This window comes from Indolivaga capnocytophagoides, assembly GCF_036511535.1.
Lineage (GTDB): Bacteria > Bacteroidota > Bacteroidia > Bacteroidales > Dysgonomonadaceae > Dysgonomonas_A > Dysgonomonas_A capnocytophagoides.
Map to the genome: position 1 here is coordinate 1,317,098 of NZ_AP028867.1, position 15,664 is coordinate 1,332,761.

At 38.5% G+C, this 15,664-nt stretch carries 11 protein-coding genes; 3 read left to right on the plus strand and 8 right to left on the minus strand.

Features of this window, described 5'->3' with window-relative positions:
• Positions 1–27 precede the first annotated feature (27 nt).
• Together AABJ51_RS05475 and AABJ51_RS05480 are read left to right on the plus strand one after the other, a co-directional pair.
• Positions 28–1,239, plus strand: coding sequence for an exonuclease SbcCD subunit D (locus AABJ51_RS05475; RefSeq protein ID WP_338374694.1), 1,212 nt, complete (start codon positions 28–30; stop codon positions 1,237–1,239).
• Positions 1,236–4,313 carry an AAA family ATPase gene (locus AABJ51_RS05480; protein WP_338374695.1) on the plus strand — a complete coding sequence of 1,026 codons (3,078 nt, stop codon included), beginning with the start codon at positions 1,236–1,238 and terminating at the stop codon, positions 4,311–4,313. The genes AABJ51_RS05475 and AABJ51_RS05480 overlap by 4 nt, the downstream gene beginning before the upstream one ends.
• A gap of 51 nt (positions 4,314–4,364) precedes the next feature.
• On the opposite strand, the gene AABJ51_RS05485 is transcribed toward AABJ51_RS05480, so the two are convergent.
• The 8 genes from AABJ51_RS05485 to AABJ51_RS05520 form a co-directional block, all read right to left on the minus strand.
• The gene (locus tag AABJ51_RS05485) at positions 4,365–4,556 is read right to left on the minus strand and encodes a hypothetical protein (protein ID WP_026627491.1); all 192 of its coding nucleotides are present in this window, start codon (positions 4,554–4,556) and stop codon (positions 4,365–4,367) included.
• A 342-nt stretch (positions 4,557–4,898) separates the two neighbouring features.
• Complete coding sequence (gene glpC / locus AABJ51_RS05490) at positions 4,899–6,116, minus strand: anaerobic glycerol-3-phosphate dehydrogenase subunit GlpC (protein WP_338374696.1); 1,218 nt, start codon at positions 6,114–6,116, stop codon at positions 4,899–4,901.
• Positions 6,117–6,438: 322 nt separating this feature from the next.
• The gene (gene glpB / locus AABJ51_RS05495; protein WP_338374697.1) at positions 6,439–7,695 is read right to left on the minus strand and encodes a glycerol-3-phosphate dehydrogenase subunit GlpB; all 1,257 of its coding nucleotides are present in this window, start codon (positions 7,693–7,695) and stop codon (positions 6,439–6,441) included.
• Position 7,696: 1 nt separating this feature from the next.
• Complete coding sequence (gene glpA / locus AABJ51_RS05500; protein ID WP_134435376.1) at positions 7,697–9,328, minus strand: anaerobic glycerol-3-phosphate dehydrogenase subunit A; 1,632 nt, start codon at positions 9,326–9,328, stop codon at positions 7,697–7,699.
• A gap of 211 nt (positions 9,329–9,539) precedes the next feature.
• Positions 9,540–10,301 carry a hypothetical protein gene (locus AABJ51_RS05505; protein WP_338374698.1) on the minus strand — a complete coding sequence of 254 codons (762 nt, stop codon included), beginning with the start codon at positions 10,299–10,301 and terminating at the stop codon, positions 9,540–9,542.
• Between the two features lie 89 nt (positions 10,302–10,390).
• Positions 10,391–11,092 (minus strand): MIP/aquaporin family protein, encoded by a 702-nt coding sequence (locus AABJ51_RS05510; protein WP_338374699.1) that lies wholly within the window; start codon positions 11,090–11,092, stop codon positions 10,391–10,393.
• Positions 11,093–11,378: 286 nt separating this feature from the next.
• A complete protein-coding gene (glpK, locus tag AABJ51_RS05515; RefSeq protein ID WP_185095090.1) occupies positions 11,379–12,866 on the minus strand; it encodes a glycerol kinase GlpK in 1,488 nt (495 codons plus the stop codon).
• A 105-nt stretch (positions 12,867–12,971) separates the two neighbouring features.
• Positions 12,972–14,558 (minus strand): glycerol-3-phosphate dehydrogenase/oxidase, encoded by a 1,587-nt coding sequence (locus AABJ51_RS05520; RefSeq protein WP_338374700.1) that lies wholly within the window; start codon positions 14,556–14,558, stop codon positions 12,972–12,974.
• Positions 14,559–14,877: 319 nt separating this feature from the next.
• On the opposite strand from AABJ51_RS05520, the gene AABJ51_RS05525 reads away from it, so the two are divergent.
• Positions 14,878–15,642, plus strand: a complete 765-nt coding sequence (locus AABJ51_RS05525) for a DeoR/GlpR family DNA-binding transcription regulator (RefSeq protein ID WP_338374701.1) — start codon at positions 14,878–14,880, stop codon at positions 15,640–15,642.
• Positions 15,643–15,664: the final 22 nt, after the last annotated feature.

Consider the following 15,664-nt stretch of genomic DNA (forward strand, 5'->3'; position numbering starts at 1 on the left):
AAGCTTTTCTTTAATAAGAACTACAATATGCGTTTACTTCATACAGCCGATTGGCATATCGGGCAATACTTCTTCGGTTACGACCGCAAGGAAGAACATAAATTTTTCTTCGAATGGTTGAAAAAGACTATAAGAGAATATAATGCTGATGCATTACTGGTATCGGGCGATGTATTTGACAGCCCGAATCCATCAGCCGAATCTCAGAAAATATACTTTAGATTTCTAAGAGAAGTATCCTTGGGAAATCCGAACTTGCAAATAATTATTACCGCCGGCAATCACGATTCCGCTGCCCGATTGGAAGCTCCGGGCCCTCTACTTGAAGATATGAATATAAGGATAAAGGGAATTATACGTAAGAATGAAGACGGATTGATTGATTATCAGAATCTTTTTGTTCCTCTTTCAAAAGACAACCAAATAAATGGTTGGTGTATAGCTGTACCCTACCTTAGGCAGGGAGATTATCCAAATGCTGAAAGCTATTCAAAGGGAGTAAAAGAAATGTATGACAACCTGTATAATGAATTGCTGAAAGTAAAAGAACCTCATGTTCCCATTATAGTTATGGGGCATTTACAAGCTACCGGATCGGAGGTTTCTGAAAACGACCGATCGGAACGTACCATCATAGGTGGCCTGGAATGTATATCGCCGGAAGTTTTCGACCGCAAGGATATTGTATACACAGCTTTGGGACATCTCCATAAAGCTCAACGTGTATCGGGGCGTGAAAATGTCAGATATTCGGGTAGCCCTCTGCCCATGTCTTTCGCCGAAAAGAACTATAAACAGGGAATTAATCTGATTGAGATCGAAAAGGATGAACTAAAACAAATATCAAGAATTGATTTCGAACCTCCGGTTAAACTAATCAGCCTACCCAAAACACCAAAACCTTTAGATGAAGTGCTAAGCGAAATATCCCAATTACCAAATGGAGAAGTTCATTCCGATTCTCCTTATCTGGAGCTTAAAGTACTTATAACAGAACCTGAGCCCTCGATGAGAAATCAGATCGAAGAAGCACTTAAAGGTAAATCTGTCCGACTGACAAGTGCTGTTCCTTATAAACTAAAGCACAACAAAGAAAGTAAAGCCATCACTTATGAAGAATTAAGGACAATCAATCCGATGGAAATGGCCGAAGATGTTTTTCTATCCCGATTCGGAAATGAAATGCCCGATTCGATGAAATCATTATTACAAAATGTAATAGAGGAGGTCAACCGATGAAAATATTAGCTATCAGAGGTAAAAATCTAGCATCTCTCGAAAATGAATTTGCTGTAGATTTTACATCAGAACCGCTTCAATCCACAGGAATATTTGCAATAACAGGTCCTACCGGAGCAGGAAAATCAACTCTGCTTGATGCTTTGTGTCTTGCATTGTTTGATGATGCTCCCCGATTAAGCAAAGCCGAGCAATTAAAAATAGAAGACGAGAATCTGGATAATATCACACTGAAAGACAGCCGCAATATCTTACGGAAAGGAACCGCCGAAGGTTATGCCGAGGTAGACTTCGTGGCTCTCAACGGAGATAAATACCGCTCTCGCTGGATGGTAAGAAGAGCTAGAGGAAAAGCTGATGGTGCCCTGCAAAACACAAGTATAAAGCTGGAAAATCTTTCGACTCAAACTGAAGAACAAGGTACTAAGAAAGATATACTAAACAGAATAACCGAAGTTATAGGGCTGACATTCGACCAGTTTACACGTGCTGTGCTGTTAGCACAAGGCGATTTTGCAACATTCCTGAAAGCCAGACAAAACGAAAAAGCCGAACTTCTCGAAAAGTTAACAGGAACAGAAATATACTCTAAAATATCTGCCCTTATATTTCAAAAGACCAATGAAGCCAAGACATCATTAGATATTATCAATCAAAGGAAAGCCGATATTAAACTTTTAACTGATGAAGAATTTGAATCGGCTGTTAAGGAAAAAGAATCCCTGCAAAAGGAAACTGAACCGATCAAAGAGCAATTATCCGTTATAGAAAAAAAACTGAACTGGATAAAAGATAATGATCAGCTAAAGAAAGAAAGCATTCTCGCCAAAACTAATTTAACTACAGTTCAATCTAAAATAGAAGATGCAGCGAAACGCTACGAATATATCTCTATGTTAGATTCATCGCAAGAAATACGGGATAGCTATATCGAATTAATCAATAAGCAGAAACAGCAAATTAGCCTTTCTGCCAATCTAAAACTAAAAGAGACCGAATTAAAAACTGCTCAGGAAAAAGCCAAAATAGCGGATGAAAACCTAAAGGTCCTGAAAGTTCAGGTAGAAGAACTTGATCAGAAATACCTAGCAATCAGACCTGATATAGACCGTGCTAAAGAATTGGATATCCAAATAAAATCGACAAGCGTACAAGTATCTGAAAACCAGAAGAACCTCGAACTCCATTTGGAAGCATCTAAAAAGACAAGCCGGAATATAGCTGAACTGCAAGTTCAATTGCAAAAAGCAAAAGAGACTAAGGTATCTATTGAAAAATGGTTTGACGACCATAAACAATATGATAGAATAATCCCCCGTATCGACCTCATTATAAACCTCCTGAAAGCATCTGAAGCAAACAGAATACAGAAAGACAATACGCTAAAAGATCTGAAATCAAGCAAAACGATACTGCAATCCAATACAAACCGATTAAAACAGCAGGAAGAAGAAGCTGAACGCTTAAACAATCTTCTTCCGTCTGAAATTCTAAGCCTAAGGGAAAAGCTGAAAGAAGGATATCCCTGTCCTGTGTGCGGAAATACGCATCATCACACGGAAATCTTCAGAAGTCAACAAGACTCGATAAACGAATCCGAGCTAAACACTGCGAAGAAAAAAATAGCCGAAGATATAAGCCGATCCAAAGAAAGTATTGATCTTACACAAAAGAACATCACCATATTTCAAACTCACATATCCGGATTCGAACAACGCTATGCAGAATCTATCGAAGAATTAAAAAAAGACCTGAATACCTTACCCAACTGGGAAATAAGAAATCAACAAGGCATATTGGCTAAAGAGCTTTCCGACATTACTACTATCTGGAATGAGAATAAGGTGAAACTCGAGACTTGTTCTATATCAATAGAAACAAATACCGTTAAGTTGGAAGCCGAACAAAAGTCTTTAGAAATAAGTTTAAGCGAGATCAAACAACGTTCGGAAAATCTAGATAATCAATCAATGGTACTCAAAAAAGATACTGAAGAACGACTTCAGATACTAAAAGGAAAGAGCATAGATGAAATAGAGAAAAGATATACCTATCTCAAAGAAGATTACTCTAACAAATACGAACAACAAAGGCAGCTCCGAGAAAAAGCCGAAGCCGAAAAATCAACAGTATCGGGTATCATCTCTCAACTCAAAAATGACATCGAGAATAATTTAAAAGAGATAAGCAGATTGGAAGATATTATCCAAATATGGCTAAATCATAACAGTACGATCACACCTGAAAGACTGCAGGATCTCATGTCTAAATCTAAAACATGGATTGATCAGGAGAAAGCTTATCTCAACGACTTAAAAAAACAGGAACTTATTCAATCAACTACTTTAGACGAACGAAATATCCGCTTACAAAAGCATCAGGAAAAAGAAGAGAAACCCGAAGAAAGCCTGACTCTGGAAAATCTACAGACACAATCTGATGAATTATCAGCCAAACAACAAAGCCTAAATAACCGCTTAATGGAAATTCATCTAACTCTTTCGTCTCATCAACAAAACAAAGAACGCCTAAAAGGGTTCGAAGCAGAAATCAGAACGAAAGAAGAACTATACAACAACTGGGCTAAGTTGAATGACCTGCTGGGGTCTGCTAATGGAAATAAGTTCAAAGCAATAGCTCAAGGTTATACACTGGATGTTTTACTAGGATATGCCAATAAGCATCTGGAAGAATTATCGAAACGTTATAAACTCGAAAAAATCCCGAATACGTTGGCTTTGCAGGTTATCGACAATGATATGCTGGGTGAAGTACGCACAGTACACTCGTTATCGGGCGGAGAATCATTTCTGATCTCCCTCTCACTGGCTTTGGGCTTATCCTCCCTTTCTTCCAATAGGATGAAAATCGAATCACTGTTTATAGATGAAGGATTCGGTTCTCTTGACATTGAGACTCTCGGTATTGCTATGGATGCATTGGAAAGTCTCCAGACCCAAGGTCGAAAGATAGGAGTGATATCTCATGTCGAAGAAATGAAAGAGCGTATATCCACACAGATACAGGTAACGAAATCAGCAAACGGAAAAAGTGTCATAAAAGTTATAGGATAAAATTAGATTCTATCCGATTTTGACTATCCCATTACGTCAGTACCGAATACTTCAATTTTCGTTTTTCTGCTTTTGTGTAATAATCTTAGGAAAGTCTATCAACTGAAAAACTTCTCTAAATACACTCAGTACACCTATATACGTTGACGAATACTCAGTATTGATATCCTGTCCGTTAGTCTCAAAAGTACAGCATTCTTCCAAAGAAGAATCTTTCTGATTGATGTTATAAACTTGTGCCATAGTTCTAATTTTTTTTATATAATAAAACCTAACTATAATGCTAATTGAAATACTGTTTTAGCTATTTGTTTCGTTACATAACTAAATATACATAAAATAATAAAGTTTCACAAATCTAAATTGATTAAATATTAAATTTTGTTATATTTTTTACATCCAGCAATAGAATAACACATTAAACAACTAATAATAAATGCTTTAAAAAGAAGATTTACCCATATAATATTCTATCAATGCAAAAAACGTCTCTTTAAATGAACAAGCTAAAATAAAACTGAGGAAAGGATAATCTTTCTTTTAAAAACATCAGTAAGCCATAGACGAAACTTAATTCGAAACTTTTCAGACCTCCAAAGCCATTGCTAATATAGATATAGGATGTTCGCATCGCTTAGATGTAGACATTTCGATTTGCCATTTACATGTTTCGCAGTCTGTCACCACATAATCTATATCACTTGACTCTATCTGGTCGAACAAACCTTGGCCAATATCCTGAGATGTTTTATAATTTTCCTTTTTGAAACCATAGGTTCCTGCAATGCCGCAACATTGAGAATCCAATACCTTCAATTCAATATTCGGGATCAGCTTCAATAATTCGAGTGAGTAATATGCCCATCCGAGTTTCTCCATATGACAAGGAGTATGATAAGCAACTTTTATCTTCTCTTTCTTGAACTTCAAATCCAATTCTCCTTTACTTAACAACCGATAAATATAACGGGTTGCCAATTCTATATCATCTTTTATATCTTTTGTGTCTATATCCAATAAATGAGGGTATTCGTCCCGAATTGTAAACGTACATGTAGATGATGTCGCTACAACAGGTATCTTTTTATCAACGATAGATTCTCTCAGCGATTCCACATTAACTCGGGCTTGTTTTTTCGCCTGATTTATAAACCCATTGGAAATAAGAGCCACCCCACAGCATTTTTCTTTTCGCAGCAACTGCACCCCGATACCCAAAGTATTAAATACAGTCACTAGATCTTTCCCCAGTTGCGGATTATTGTAATTTGCATAGCAACCATGAAAATAACTCACCTGTTTAGAATATTGCTTCTGCTTGTCAGCCTGCTTTTTATACCAGCCCTCGAATGTTCCGAATGAATATTTAGGAAAAGTGCGCCTGTGATCTATCTGTAATGCAATATCCAGAACTGACTTTGTAACATTCAATCCTAGCATTGTATTTACAATAGGAGCAAACGGAGTTGCCAGCGTCCCAACCAAATCGGTATTAGCTAGTATGAAATCCCTGACCTTCGGTTTCTTTTTACTATACTTGATTCGAGCCGATTGAATAATATCTCCGATCCTTACATTCGAAGGACAAGAAACTTCACAACGTTTACAATTAAGACAAAGCTTCAGTGCTTCATCATAAAAATACCCTTTTTTCAATCTGAGCCGTTCACCATCGGGGCCGGCCTGTTTAGGTCCCGGATAATCAGGATTTACAGCCGACACCGGACAATACACTGTACATATTGTACATTTTATACATTGTTCGAAGTTGTTGGCACTTATATTATGTTGTTGTAAGTTCATATCTATTTAGTTTTAAGCAAAAAATTCTAAAATGGTAACAAAATCAGAGATCAATAATCAGATAATAGTTATCAATAATACATTCACTAATAACATTTTACTAAAAAGGTTACAAAAGTGACACCGTTTATGCACACTTTGCGATGTTTCCTTTTTCACCACTCTGTCCCCTAAAGGGGATTTAACTGCCGTACGAAAAAGGTTGGGTTATTTCGAAAAAAGGTGACAAAAGTAACACGTTTTATATATATTTTATCAGTCATCTTTTTCCTTTTCAGTTGATAACTGTTAACCGATCCCATCCCTTTCTCTATAGATAAATTTAACTTTGCTTCAATATATTATTCGCTATATGTAATGCAGTTAGTATAGAAACACCTGCACCAGTACCCTCTTTTACAGGATTAAAACCTTCAAGAATAGCACCCGAAACGAAAAGGTTTCGAATAGGTTCTCCCCCTTTCAATCCATTGAAAGCATTATCAGTCTTCACGCCAAATTGCTGATATCCCTGAGCTTTGAACATATTAGAATCATACCATTGCTGGCGGTCAGATAAATAACTTACATCCAGATTAAAGATAGGCTCATACACCTGATCGGATGTCGCGATCAGTCCCTGACTAAAATAGCTTCCGGTTGCCAACACTACATTTTTTGCGACAAATGGAATATCTCCATGATTATAAGAATAAACTCTCGTAATAGAGTTATCCACCGTATCTGCTTTCTTTATACTATCACCCAGCATATATGTCCCACCCAATCGAAGGAAGTAATCATGCAGATATTGTTGAATCCGTATCCCCATAGCCGAAGGCGGCAATGTCGGCAGCAAAAATATAGGTTTAGATACCATTCTTTTCAGATGGCTAATCGAATCGGATTTAAGCCCGATACACGCCGGAATTATAATAGCGTCACTATTTCCACTACGGTCATTTAATATTTTTGAAAACAGATCAAGATTACTCTCTTTATCCAAGATGCGTGCAATATTAGTTGCTCTCAACTCACTGGGATTCCGTCTCAGATAATCAAGGTCGGGAAGATCAAAAATCTCAATATTACTTTCGGTTCCCAGTTTCAGAAATTCATCAGCTATAAACTGTGGATAAAAATCCAGAAACCCGGCAGGATTAAATATAGAAACCTTTTTCCATGGCAACTCAGAATCAGATTCGCTTATACCAAAGTCTGATACGGTAAGCCAAGTTGATTTCAATGTCCCCATCGGTGTAATCCTGTAATGATTATTACGTGCACTGCCTTGCAGGGAAAGCCCTATGCCGGAGAGAAACGATTCTGCATATAGAGATAACTCTTTAAAGCTTTCTTTTCCTAATTTAGAATAAGGATGAGTCGGATTCGTTCTTATCAGATCCCCAACAGCAAGCAAAGGATCGGACACAGCCGAACCGTCAGGTAGCGCATTCAGCAAATCGAAAGACCCCGATGAAAAATGTAAGGCACTTTGTCCCGACGAAACGATCACACATCGCTGCCCTTCCTGCGACAAGCGAATACCGCATATAAGTCCGGATAATCCTCCTCCTATTATAATAGTATCAAATTTCATATCAATCCTCCTTATTTTGAGATAAATTCAAACCGCATACACTCTCGTAAACCCAGGTAGTATATTCACTCTCACGCAAAGTGTCACCCCAGGCAATAGGATAAACGCCTTTCCATCGCTCATTAAGAAACGATGCAAGCTCCTCTCTTGCTCTTTTCACACAGAATTTATTTTCTTTCGCCATAATACCTGCTGCCCTGCATGCACAAAGTTCTCCCTGACAAGTCCCCATTCCCACACGGGTACGCCTCCGTAAATCAACCAAACTCTTTACATTCAATTCATCAAGCGCATATTTAACCTCTCCTACCGAAACTTCTTCACATTCACAAATCAGGCTATTATCAGCGGCTGTATTATCAGCCAAAACTCCGGCCATATCTCCATGTCGGTAAAGAGCCGATTTGCGTTGCGTAGTAGGTACGGAAATTATCTTACGGTTTATTTCTTCGATATCTTCTCTTGATCCGGGCAAATTTTCATCAGCAGTAGAACAAACAGCCGAGACATTCAATTTTTTACAAATTAGATCTGTAGCCCATTCAGCCATCAACCTATAAGTCATCAATTTACCTCCTGTAATGGTAATATACCCTTCCACTCCGTCTCTTTCGGCATGATCAAGCAAAACAATTCCCCGGCTTACATTACGCCCGGTCGGATCATTATCCGAAGCAACCAGAGGTCTTACTCCTGCATATGCGCGTAAAATGCGGGTTTGAGCCAATCGTGGAGCAAGTTTTTCGCCCTCTCTAATCAATATATCCACTTCTTCAGGAGTAACAATCATATTATCTATCTGATCATAAGGTATATTGGTAGACGTTGTACCTATAAGCGAAATTGTATCACCCGGAACCAAAATATCCGCATCGGCAGGCTTTCGGCACCTGTTCAGTACCATACTGTTTACCCTGTGTCCGAAAATAAGCAAAGCTCCTTTAGCAGGAAGCATCTTTACATTTATCCCTGCGAATGACGAAATATGCTGTCCCCAGATGCCTCCGGCATTGACAACAATAGCTCCATATATGTTTTTAGTCTCTTTCTTTTTATGATCAAAAACCGAAACACCTACCACCCGATCCTGTTCTTTCAGAAGTCCGATGACTTCATGATAAGTAAGCACTTCTGCACCATGAGCTTTTGCATCAATCATATTTGATGCCGTCAATCTGAATGGATCAACAGACCCATCCGGCACACGTACCGCACCTATTATCGACGGATTGGCCGAAGGTTCCAGCCGTAAGGCCTCCTTCGGATCGATTATATGCGCATTAATACCAGCAATAATACAAGACTCTACAAACTTCGATTGGTAATTGATATCATCTTCAGGCAAACTCAGAAAAAGACCATCTGTTTCCTCTATACAATGGCTTGCTATACGTTTCAGAATCCTGTTTTCTTTGATACATTCCTCAGCAGACTCTCTATCTGTTACCGCATAACGAGCCCCGCTATGCAACAAGCCATGATTTCGTCCGGTTGCTCCGGTTGCAATATCAGACCTTTCTATCAATAACGCAGATAAACCTCTGCGTGAACAGTCCCGGGCAATACCTGCACCGGTCGCCCCTGCCCCTATAATGATAACATCAAATGGATTTATGGAATTAGTCTGTATCATGATAGTTTTCTTAGTTAATGATTCACCACACAAATAAAGCAATAATTTGAAACATTAAAAAATAAAATCGAAAGTTTTTACAAAACAAATCGAAAGTTTTTTTTATTAAATATTCAATTATAGATAAAAAGCGGAAGCTGATCTAAGCAACCTCCGCCTGGAATTACGAATTATACTGAAAATAAAAACAAATTAACTCTATAACCAAATCCTAGAAAGTAATCAAATCCAATGCCACCTGAATATTAGCATTATTATTTGCAGGATTCCACATGCCCATAACAGACACAGGTAAGATATAACTTCCCAGTTGAAGCTTCTTCGATGCTACTACATTCACATTCACGATTCCTGCGTCTTTTGCATAAAAATTAGCGTCCGTTCCTTTTTCGGGGCTCAAGGCAAAAGCTCCAGCAATCCCCAAATCCAAGTTAATATAATCGCTGCGTAATACAGGATAATCCATTGACACATAAGTCGAATAAAGATTTTTTTCATTCAAAGCACCTCTATCCCGACCAAAAACAACTGTAGCCCAACTGATATTCAGCGGAAAAGAACCCGAAAAACGGTATGCCAATGAAAGATCGATAAAATGTCCTGTTTCACGTGCACTGTAATTAAACACCTGCCTATTGTTATAAGTAGCATCTTTCGAAAAATTATAGATATCCCAAGCAGCAAATGTAAAACCGGACTTCGAGAAAGTAAAATAATAATCAAACTCTTTAAATTCCCCATCAGTTCCAGCTCCACCCCATAAACCGCCGGTAAAGGTTCCGTTTTTATCTTTGACCCTCAGATCGACATCAGTAACAGCCGAACTTGTTATCTGCAAACCTCTCCACAAGTGCATATTTTTCAATTGTAAAGAAAAATCGACAGGTTTGTACACTTCGCTTTCCTGAGCCAGTAAAATGCCCGAAAAGCAAAAGCAAAAAAATCCTAACAGTATTGATTTTATATTTTTCATGATAATAAAAATGTTAGTGTAATATTTTAAGGTTATAACGATCTAATAATAAGAGTATTTACAATCACATCTTACTCAGATCAAGCACACTAAAGAGAGTTAAGCGCGATATATGCCAAAGCAGCTAAAACAGCACCACAAACAGGAGCCACAACAGGAAGCCAGGCATACCCCCAATTACTATCACGTTTGCCCTTTATAGGAAGAATAGCATGAGCAATACGAGGACCTAAGTCACGAGCAGGATTTATAGCATATCCGGTTGTCCCACCCAAAGACATACCTATTGCAACAATCAGTATTGCCACAGGCAATGGACCTGAAATCTGAGCTCCGGCAGCATACAGAATACCCAGTACCAACACAAAAGTCCCGATCAATTCACTAAAGAAATTACTGAATAAATTTTTAATAGCAGGCCCTGTACAAAATACCCCCAGCTTTGCGTCAGGATTTTCTTCCGCATCAAAATGAGGCATATACATCAGGTAGACTAATACAGCCCCAACTATAGCACCTAACATTTGAGCAATTATATATCCGATTACATTCCCTTTAAATGTTCCGGCCAATGCCAAACCAATGGTTACAGCCGGATTGAGATGTCCTCCTGAATATGGACCTGATATATAAGCTCCTACAAAAACAGCAAATCCCCAACCAAAAGCAATAACAACCCAACCCGAGTTATGACCCAAAGTTTTTTTCAGGCTCACATTGGCACATACCCCTGCTCCAAACAGGATCAAAACAGCTGTACCTATAAATTCGAATAGAATATCCAGTCCCATAGTTTTTAATTTTAAAAGGTATATTATTAAGTAACAATTTGTACGCAATACCTTATTTCAGGGTCACAACTATCTGCAGCCATTATACTTTCGAGACGACAAAAGCCCTGAGACCTTAAAAAAGGTTCTTATTCCGACTGTATCTTTCCTGCTTTATAGATTTTGAGTATGGCTAAAAACGAGCAGGAAAGAGACAGCTTTTAATAAAATGATGGTGTTTGTAGTAAAGTAAAAAGTTTTTTAACAGTTCTATAAGTTAATATTTAAGATTCACTCAATCAAGACTCTATTTTATCCATGACTGCGCACGATATACTGCTTCAGACCATTTCTTTTTAGCTAGTAACATATCCACTTTCTCATCCGGAACAAAAGTAGTTTCAACGTGCCATTGCTTACTGATTTCTTCGATATTTTCCCAAAAACCAACAGCCAATCCTGCCAAATAAGCAGCACCCAAAGCTGTAGTCTCTGTAGTTTGAGGACGAATTACGTTTTTACCCAAGACATCAGCCTGAAATTGCATCAAAAGATTATTCCGGGCAGCACCGCCATCAACACGCAACTCTTTTAGTCCAACCCCGGCATCTAACACCATGGCATTAAGAACATCCATAGTCTGATATGCTATTCCTTCGAGTGCGGCTCTTGCTATATGAGCAGCAGTAGTACCTCTTGATATACCCACAATCGTTCCCCGGGCATATTGATCCCAATAAGGAGCACCCAATCCGGTGAGAGCAGGAACAAAATAAACATCTCCTGTATCCGGAACCTGAGTCGCCAGAGCTTCTATTTCTGATGAAGAATTGATCACCTTCAAACCATCTCTTAACCATTGAACAATAGCTCCTCCGACAAAAATACTTCCTTCCAACGCATAATGAGTTTTTCCATTTATCTGCCAGGCAATAGTAGTCACCAGATTATTTTTCGAAGCCACCGGCTTTTCACCCATATTCATCAAGATAAAACAGCCTGTACCATACGTATTTTTAACCATTCCCGGCTCGATACACATCTGCCCGAACAATGCTGCCTGTTGATCACCAGCAATACCTGCAATAGGAACTTTGGATGCAAAAATTGTAGTTTTAGTATAACCGTATATCTCGCTGGAAGCACATACTTTTGGCAGCATACTTGCCGGAATATTGAAAAGATTCAATAACTCTTCATCCCATTCCAATGTATGTATATTATAAAGCATAGTACGAGACGCATTAGACACATCTGTAATATGAGTTTCTCCACGGGTCAGCTGCCAAACAATCCATGTATCAACTGTACCAAAAGCTAGTTTACCTTCTTCTGCTCTTTTTCGGGCACCTTCAACATTATCCAGAATCCATTTAACCTTCGTTGCACTAAAGTAAGCATCAACAATCAATCCGGTCTTGCCTTTAATGACAGGCAACAACCCTTCATTCTTCAGCTTATCACAATATTCGGAAGTCCGCCGATCTTGCCATACAATAGCATTATACACAGGCTCTCCGGTTTCGCGATCCCAAACAATAGTTGTCTCACGCTGATTAGTTATACCTATTCCGGCAATATTAGTACCGTTTATTCCGATTTTGGTTATCGCCTCTGCTGCCACCGCAGCCTGTGAAGCCCATATTTCATGAGGGTCATGCTCAACCCATCCGCTTTGAGGAAATATCTGAGGAAATTCTTTTTGTGCAACAGAACACACCTCTCCCTGATGATTAAAAACAATCGCACGGGAGCTTGTTGTCCCTGCATCAAATGCTAAAATGTACTTTTCCATGATGTGTATAAATTAGGTTATAGGTCTCAGACCTTTTTATTTTACGATAAAACTGCTTTCAATTCTAAATACGAAGCAACGCACACAGATTACCAGATAAGATAGTTATGTACCCTTATAAGGAACCAACAAATAATGTTGAGCAAGTTCTATAAACTCCGCTACCTGTTTTTTTTGCCAGTCAATACCTTCATTCAATTCTTCAGCCATAATTTCAGCAACGCTCGGAGCAATATCTATCGCAGCACGGGCATCAATAAACAGAGCTCTCAAACGGCGAGCCAATACATCTTCGACTGTCAATGCCATCTCTTCTCTTACCGCCCAAACAACCTCTGCTCCGGTATAATCAAACCGCGAATGAAGCTTTTCGGCCAAATCAGGACGATCTTTTTGTATTTTTTGTATTTTCTCGTAATCACTGCCATATACATAACTAAAGTCAGATCGATCAACGTTTTCCTTATAACCGTGTATATGCAGACTCTTTGTAACGCATGCCTTATGTGTTAAACCGCACTCAACAATAGTCTTATCCAGAACATCTTCAGCCATATCTCGATAGGTAGTCCATTTTCCTCCGGTAATAGTTACCAGGCCATTCTTCGATATTACTATTTTATGACTGCGTGATATCTCTTTGGTTTTCTGCCCGTCTGCATTTTTCTTCGGTGCAGCCAATGGCCGCAACCCTGCAAAAACAGATAAAACATCAGCACGGGTAGGTTTCTTAACCAAATACTCTCCTGCAGTTTTTAAGATAAAATTTATCTCTTCCTCTAAAGCCTTAGGCTCAAGAACAGACTCTTTCAAAGGAGTATCAGTTGTTCCCAATACTACTTTACCATGCCATGGAACGCCAAACATCACCCTACCATCGCTTGTTTTAGGGATCATTATAGCAGTATCTCCTCCCAGAAAAGACTTATCCACAACCAAATGCACACCTTGGCTTGGACGAACTATATCATCATCTTCGGGTAAATCCATTTTGATCACCTGATCAACAAATATACCAGTAGCATTAATCACTGCTTTCGAACGGAGAGTATATTCTCCACCTTTCAAATCATCGACAACCTTCACTCCGGATATCCGTTCTGAACCATCTTTCAATAAACCGACCACCTTCATATAATTAGCAACAACCGCACCTTGCTCAAGAGCTGTCTGCATCAGATTAATCCCCATACGGGAATCATCAAACTGACCATCATGATAAACGACCCCACCCCGAAGGTTATGGGTCACGATTTGAGGAATTTCTTTCAACACCGAAGCCTTACTCATGGCAAGCGATCGACCTAATGCTCTTTTTCCTGCTAGAATATCATAAACAGTAAGTCCTATTGTATAAAACGGCTTTTCCCACCATTTATAGTTTCCTATTATAAACCTCTGGTCATGAAACAAATGAGGTGCATTCTTCCTCATAAGTCCACGTTCCCGAAGAGCCTCAACAACTAAGCCTACATCGCCCTGAGCCAGATAACGAACCCCTCCGTGCACAAGCTTTGTGCTTCTGCTGGAGGTTGCCTTTGTAAAATCAGACTGTTCCAACAGTACAACTTTATAGCCGCGCGAAGCAGCATCCACGGCAATCCCTAAACCTGTAGCTCCTCCCCCGACAACCACAACATCCCATAAGATTGTGGTGTCTGATATTTTCTTTATATTATTATCTCTATTCATATACCCTATTTATTAGCTTACCGACAAAGTTAATTATGTATTTGAATAAAAAAAATAAAATCGAAACTTTTTATACCCAATTCGAAATTAATTAATATCTATTAACGGTGGATAAAACCCAAATATGAAACATTACGAAACAAAAAAAGATGTAAATATGTTTTATTAGGTACAGATTTCAGATAATAAAGAATAGATAAAGTTTTATTATTATATTTGTAATGTTTTGATCTGCGTTCATTTTCTTACAAACATGAATATAGACATGACAACTAAAAAAAGAGTCTGACTTTTTAAGTAATAGAAAATAATTAATGACATGGGAAACATTGCACAGCGACATAAATCGATTATAGAAGAACTTAAGAAAGACGGATATGTAAAAGTTCAAGACCTCAGCGAAAAGCTCGGAGTTTCGGAAGTTACGATCCGTAAAGACTTAAAATATCTCGAAAGCAAAAAGATGCTGTATCGAAATCATGGTAGTGCCAGCAGCCTGAGCTCTATTATTACCGATAAACATATTGACATAAAAGAAAAAATGTATATCGAAGAAAAAGTCTCGATAGCAAAAGCAGCATGCAAGCTTCTTGAGCCGAATGACAAAATCATTATAGCCTCGGGAACCACGCTGCTGGCCTTTGCCAACGAAATAGACCTAAACTCCGATATTACGGTTATAACGTCTTCAGTAAAGGTGTCCCTTGCAATGTGTTACAACCCAAATATGGAAATAGTACAACTTGGAGGAAGCCTACGAAAGAACTCAGTTTCGGTTATAGGTCACTATGCTGAAAATATACTAAAGAGTTTATCCTGTAACAAACTATTTCTGGGTGTAGATGGAATTGACATCGATTACGGACTCACAACCAGTAATATGAGCGAAGCACTTATTAATCAGCAAATGATCGACGCTTCGCAAAAGATAATTGTCCTCACCGATTCGTCAAAGTTCGGAAAAAGAGGATTCTGCAAAATCTGTGATATAAACAAGATACATCATATTATAACAGACAGTAATGCTCCCGGACATGTTCTGGAGATGCTTAGAGACCGGGATATAGAAGTAACTCTGGTCTAAAAAGATATCCTCTAGCAAGCCT

What these genes read in the sequence shown, in the direction of transcription:
- AABJ51_RS05475 (WP_338374694.1), top strand. Translation starts at nt 28, where the DNA reads ATGCGTTTACTTCATACAGCCGATTGGCATATCGGGCAATACTTCTTC.
- AABJ51_RS05480 (WP_338374695.1), top strand. Translation starts at nt 1,236, where the DNA reads ATGAAAATATTAGCTATCAGAGGTAAAAATCTAGCATCTCTCGAAAAT.
- AABJ51_RS05485 (WP_026627491.1), bottom strand. Translation starts at nt 4,556, where the DNA reads ATGGCACAAGTTTATAACATCAATCAGAAAGATTCTTCTTTGGAAGAA.
- glpC (WP_338374696.1), bottom strand. Translation starts at nt 6,116, where the DNA reads ATGAACTTACAACAACATAATATAAGTGCCAACAACTTCGAACAATGT.
- glpB (WP_338374697.1), bottom strand. Translation starts at nt 7,695, where the DNA reads ATGAAATTTGATACTATTATAATAGGAGGAGGATTATCCGGACTTATA.
- glpA (WP_134435376.1), bottom strand. Translation starts at nt 9,328, where the DNA reads ATGATACAGACTAATTCCATAAATCCATTTGATGTTATCATTATAGGG.
- AABJ51_RS05505 (WP_338374698.1), bottom strand. Translation starts at nt 10,301, where the DNA reads ATGAAAAATATAAAATCAATACTGTTAGGATTTTTTTGCTTTTGCTTT.
- AABJ51_RS05510 (WP_338374699.1), bottom strand. Translation starts at nt 11,092, where the DNA reads ATGGGACTGGATATTCTATTCGAATTTATAGGTACAGCTGTTTTGATC.
- glpK (WP_185095090.1), bottom strand. Translation starts at nt 12,866, where the DNA reads ATGGAAAAGTACATTTTAGCATTTGATGCAGGGACAACAAGCTCCCGT.
- AABJ51_RS05520 (WP_338374700.1), bottom strand. Translation starts at nt 14,558, where the DNA reads ATGAATAGAGATAATAATATAAAGAAAATATCAGACACCACAATCTTA.
- AABJ51_RS05525 (WP_338374701.1), top strand. Translation starts at nt 14,878, where the DNA reads ATGGGAAACATTGCACAGCGACATAAATCGATTATAGAAGAACTTAAG.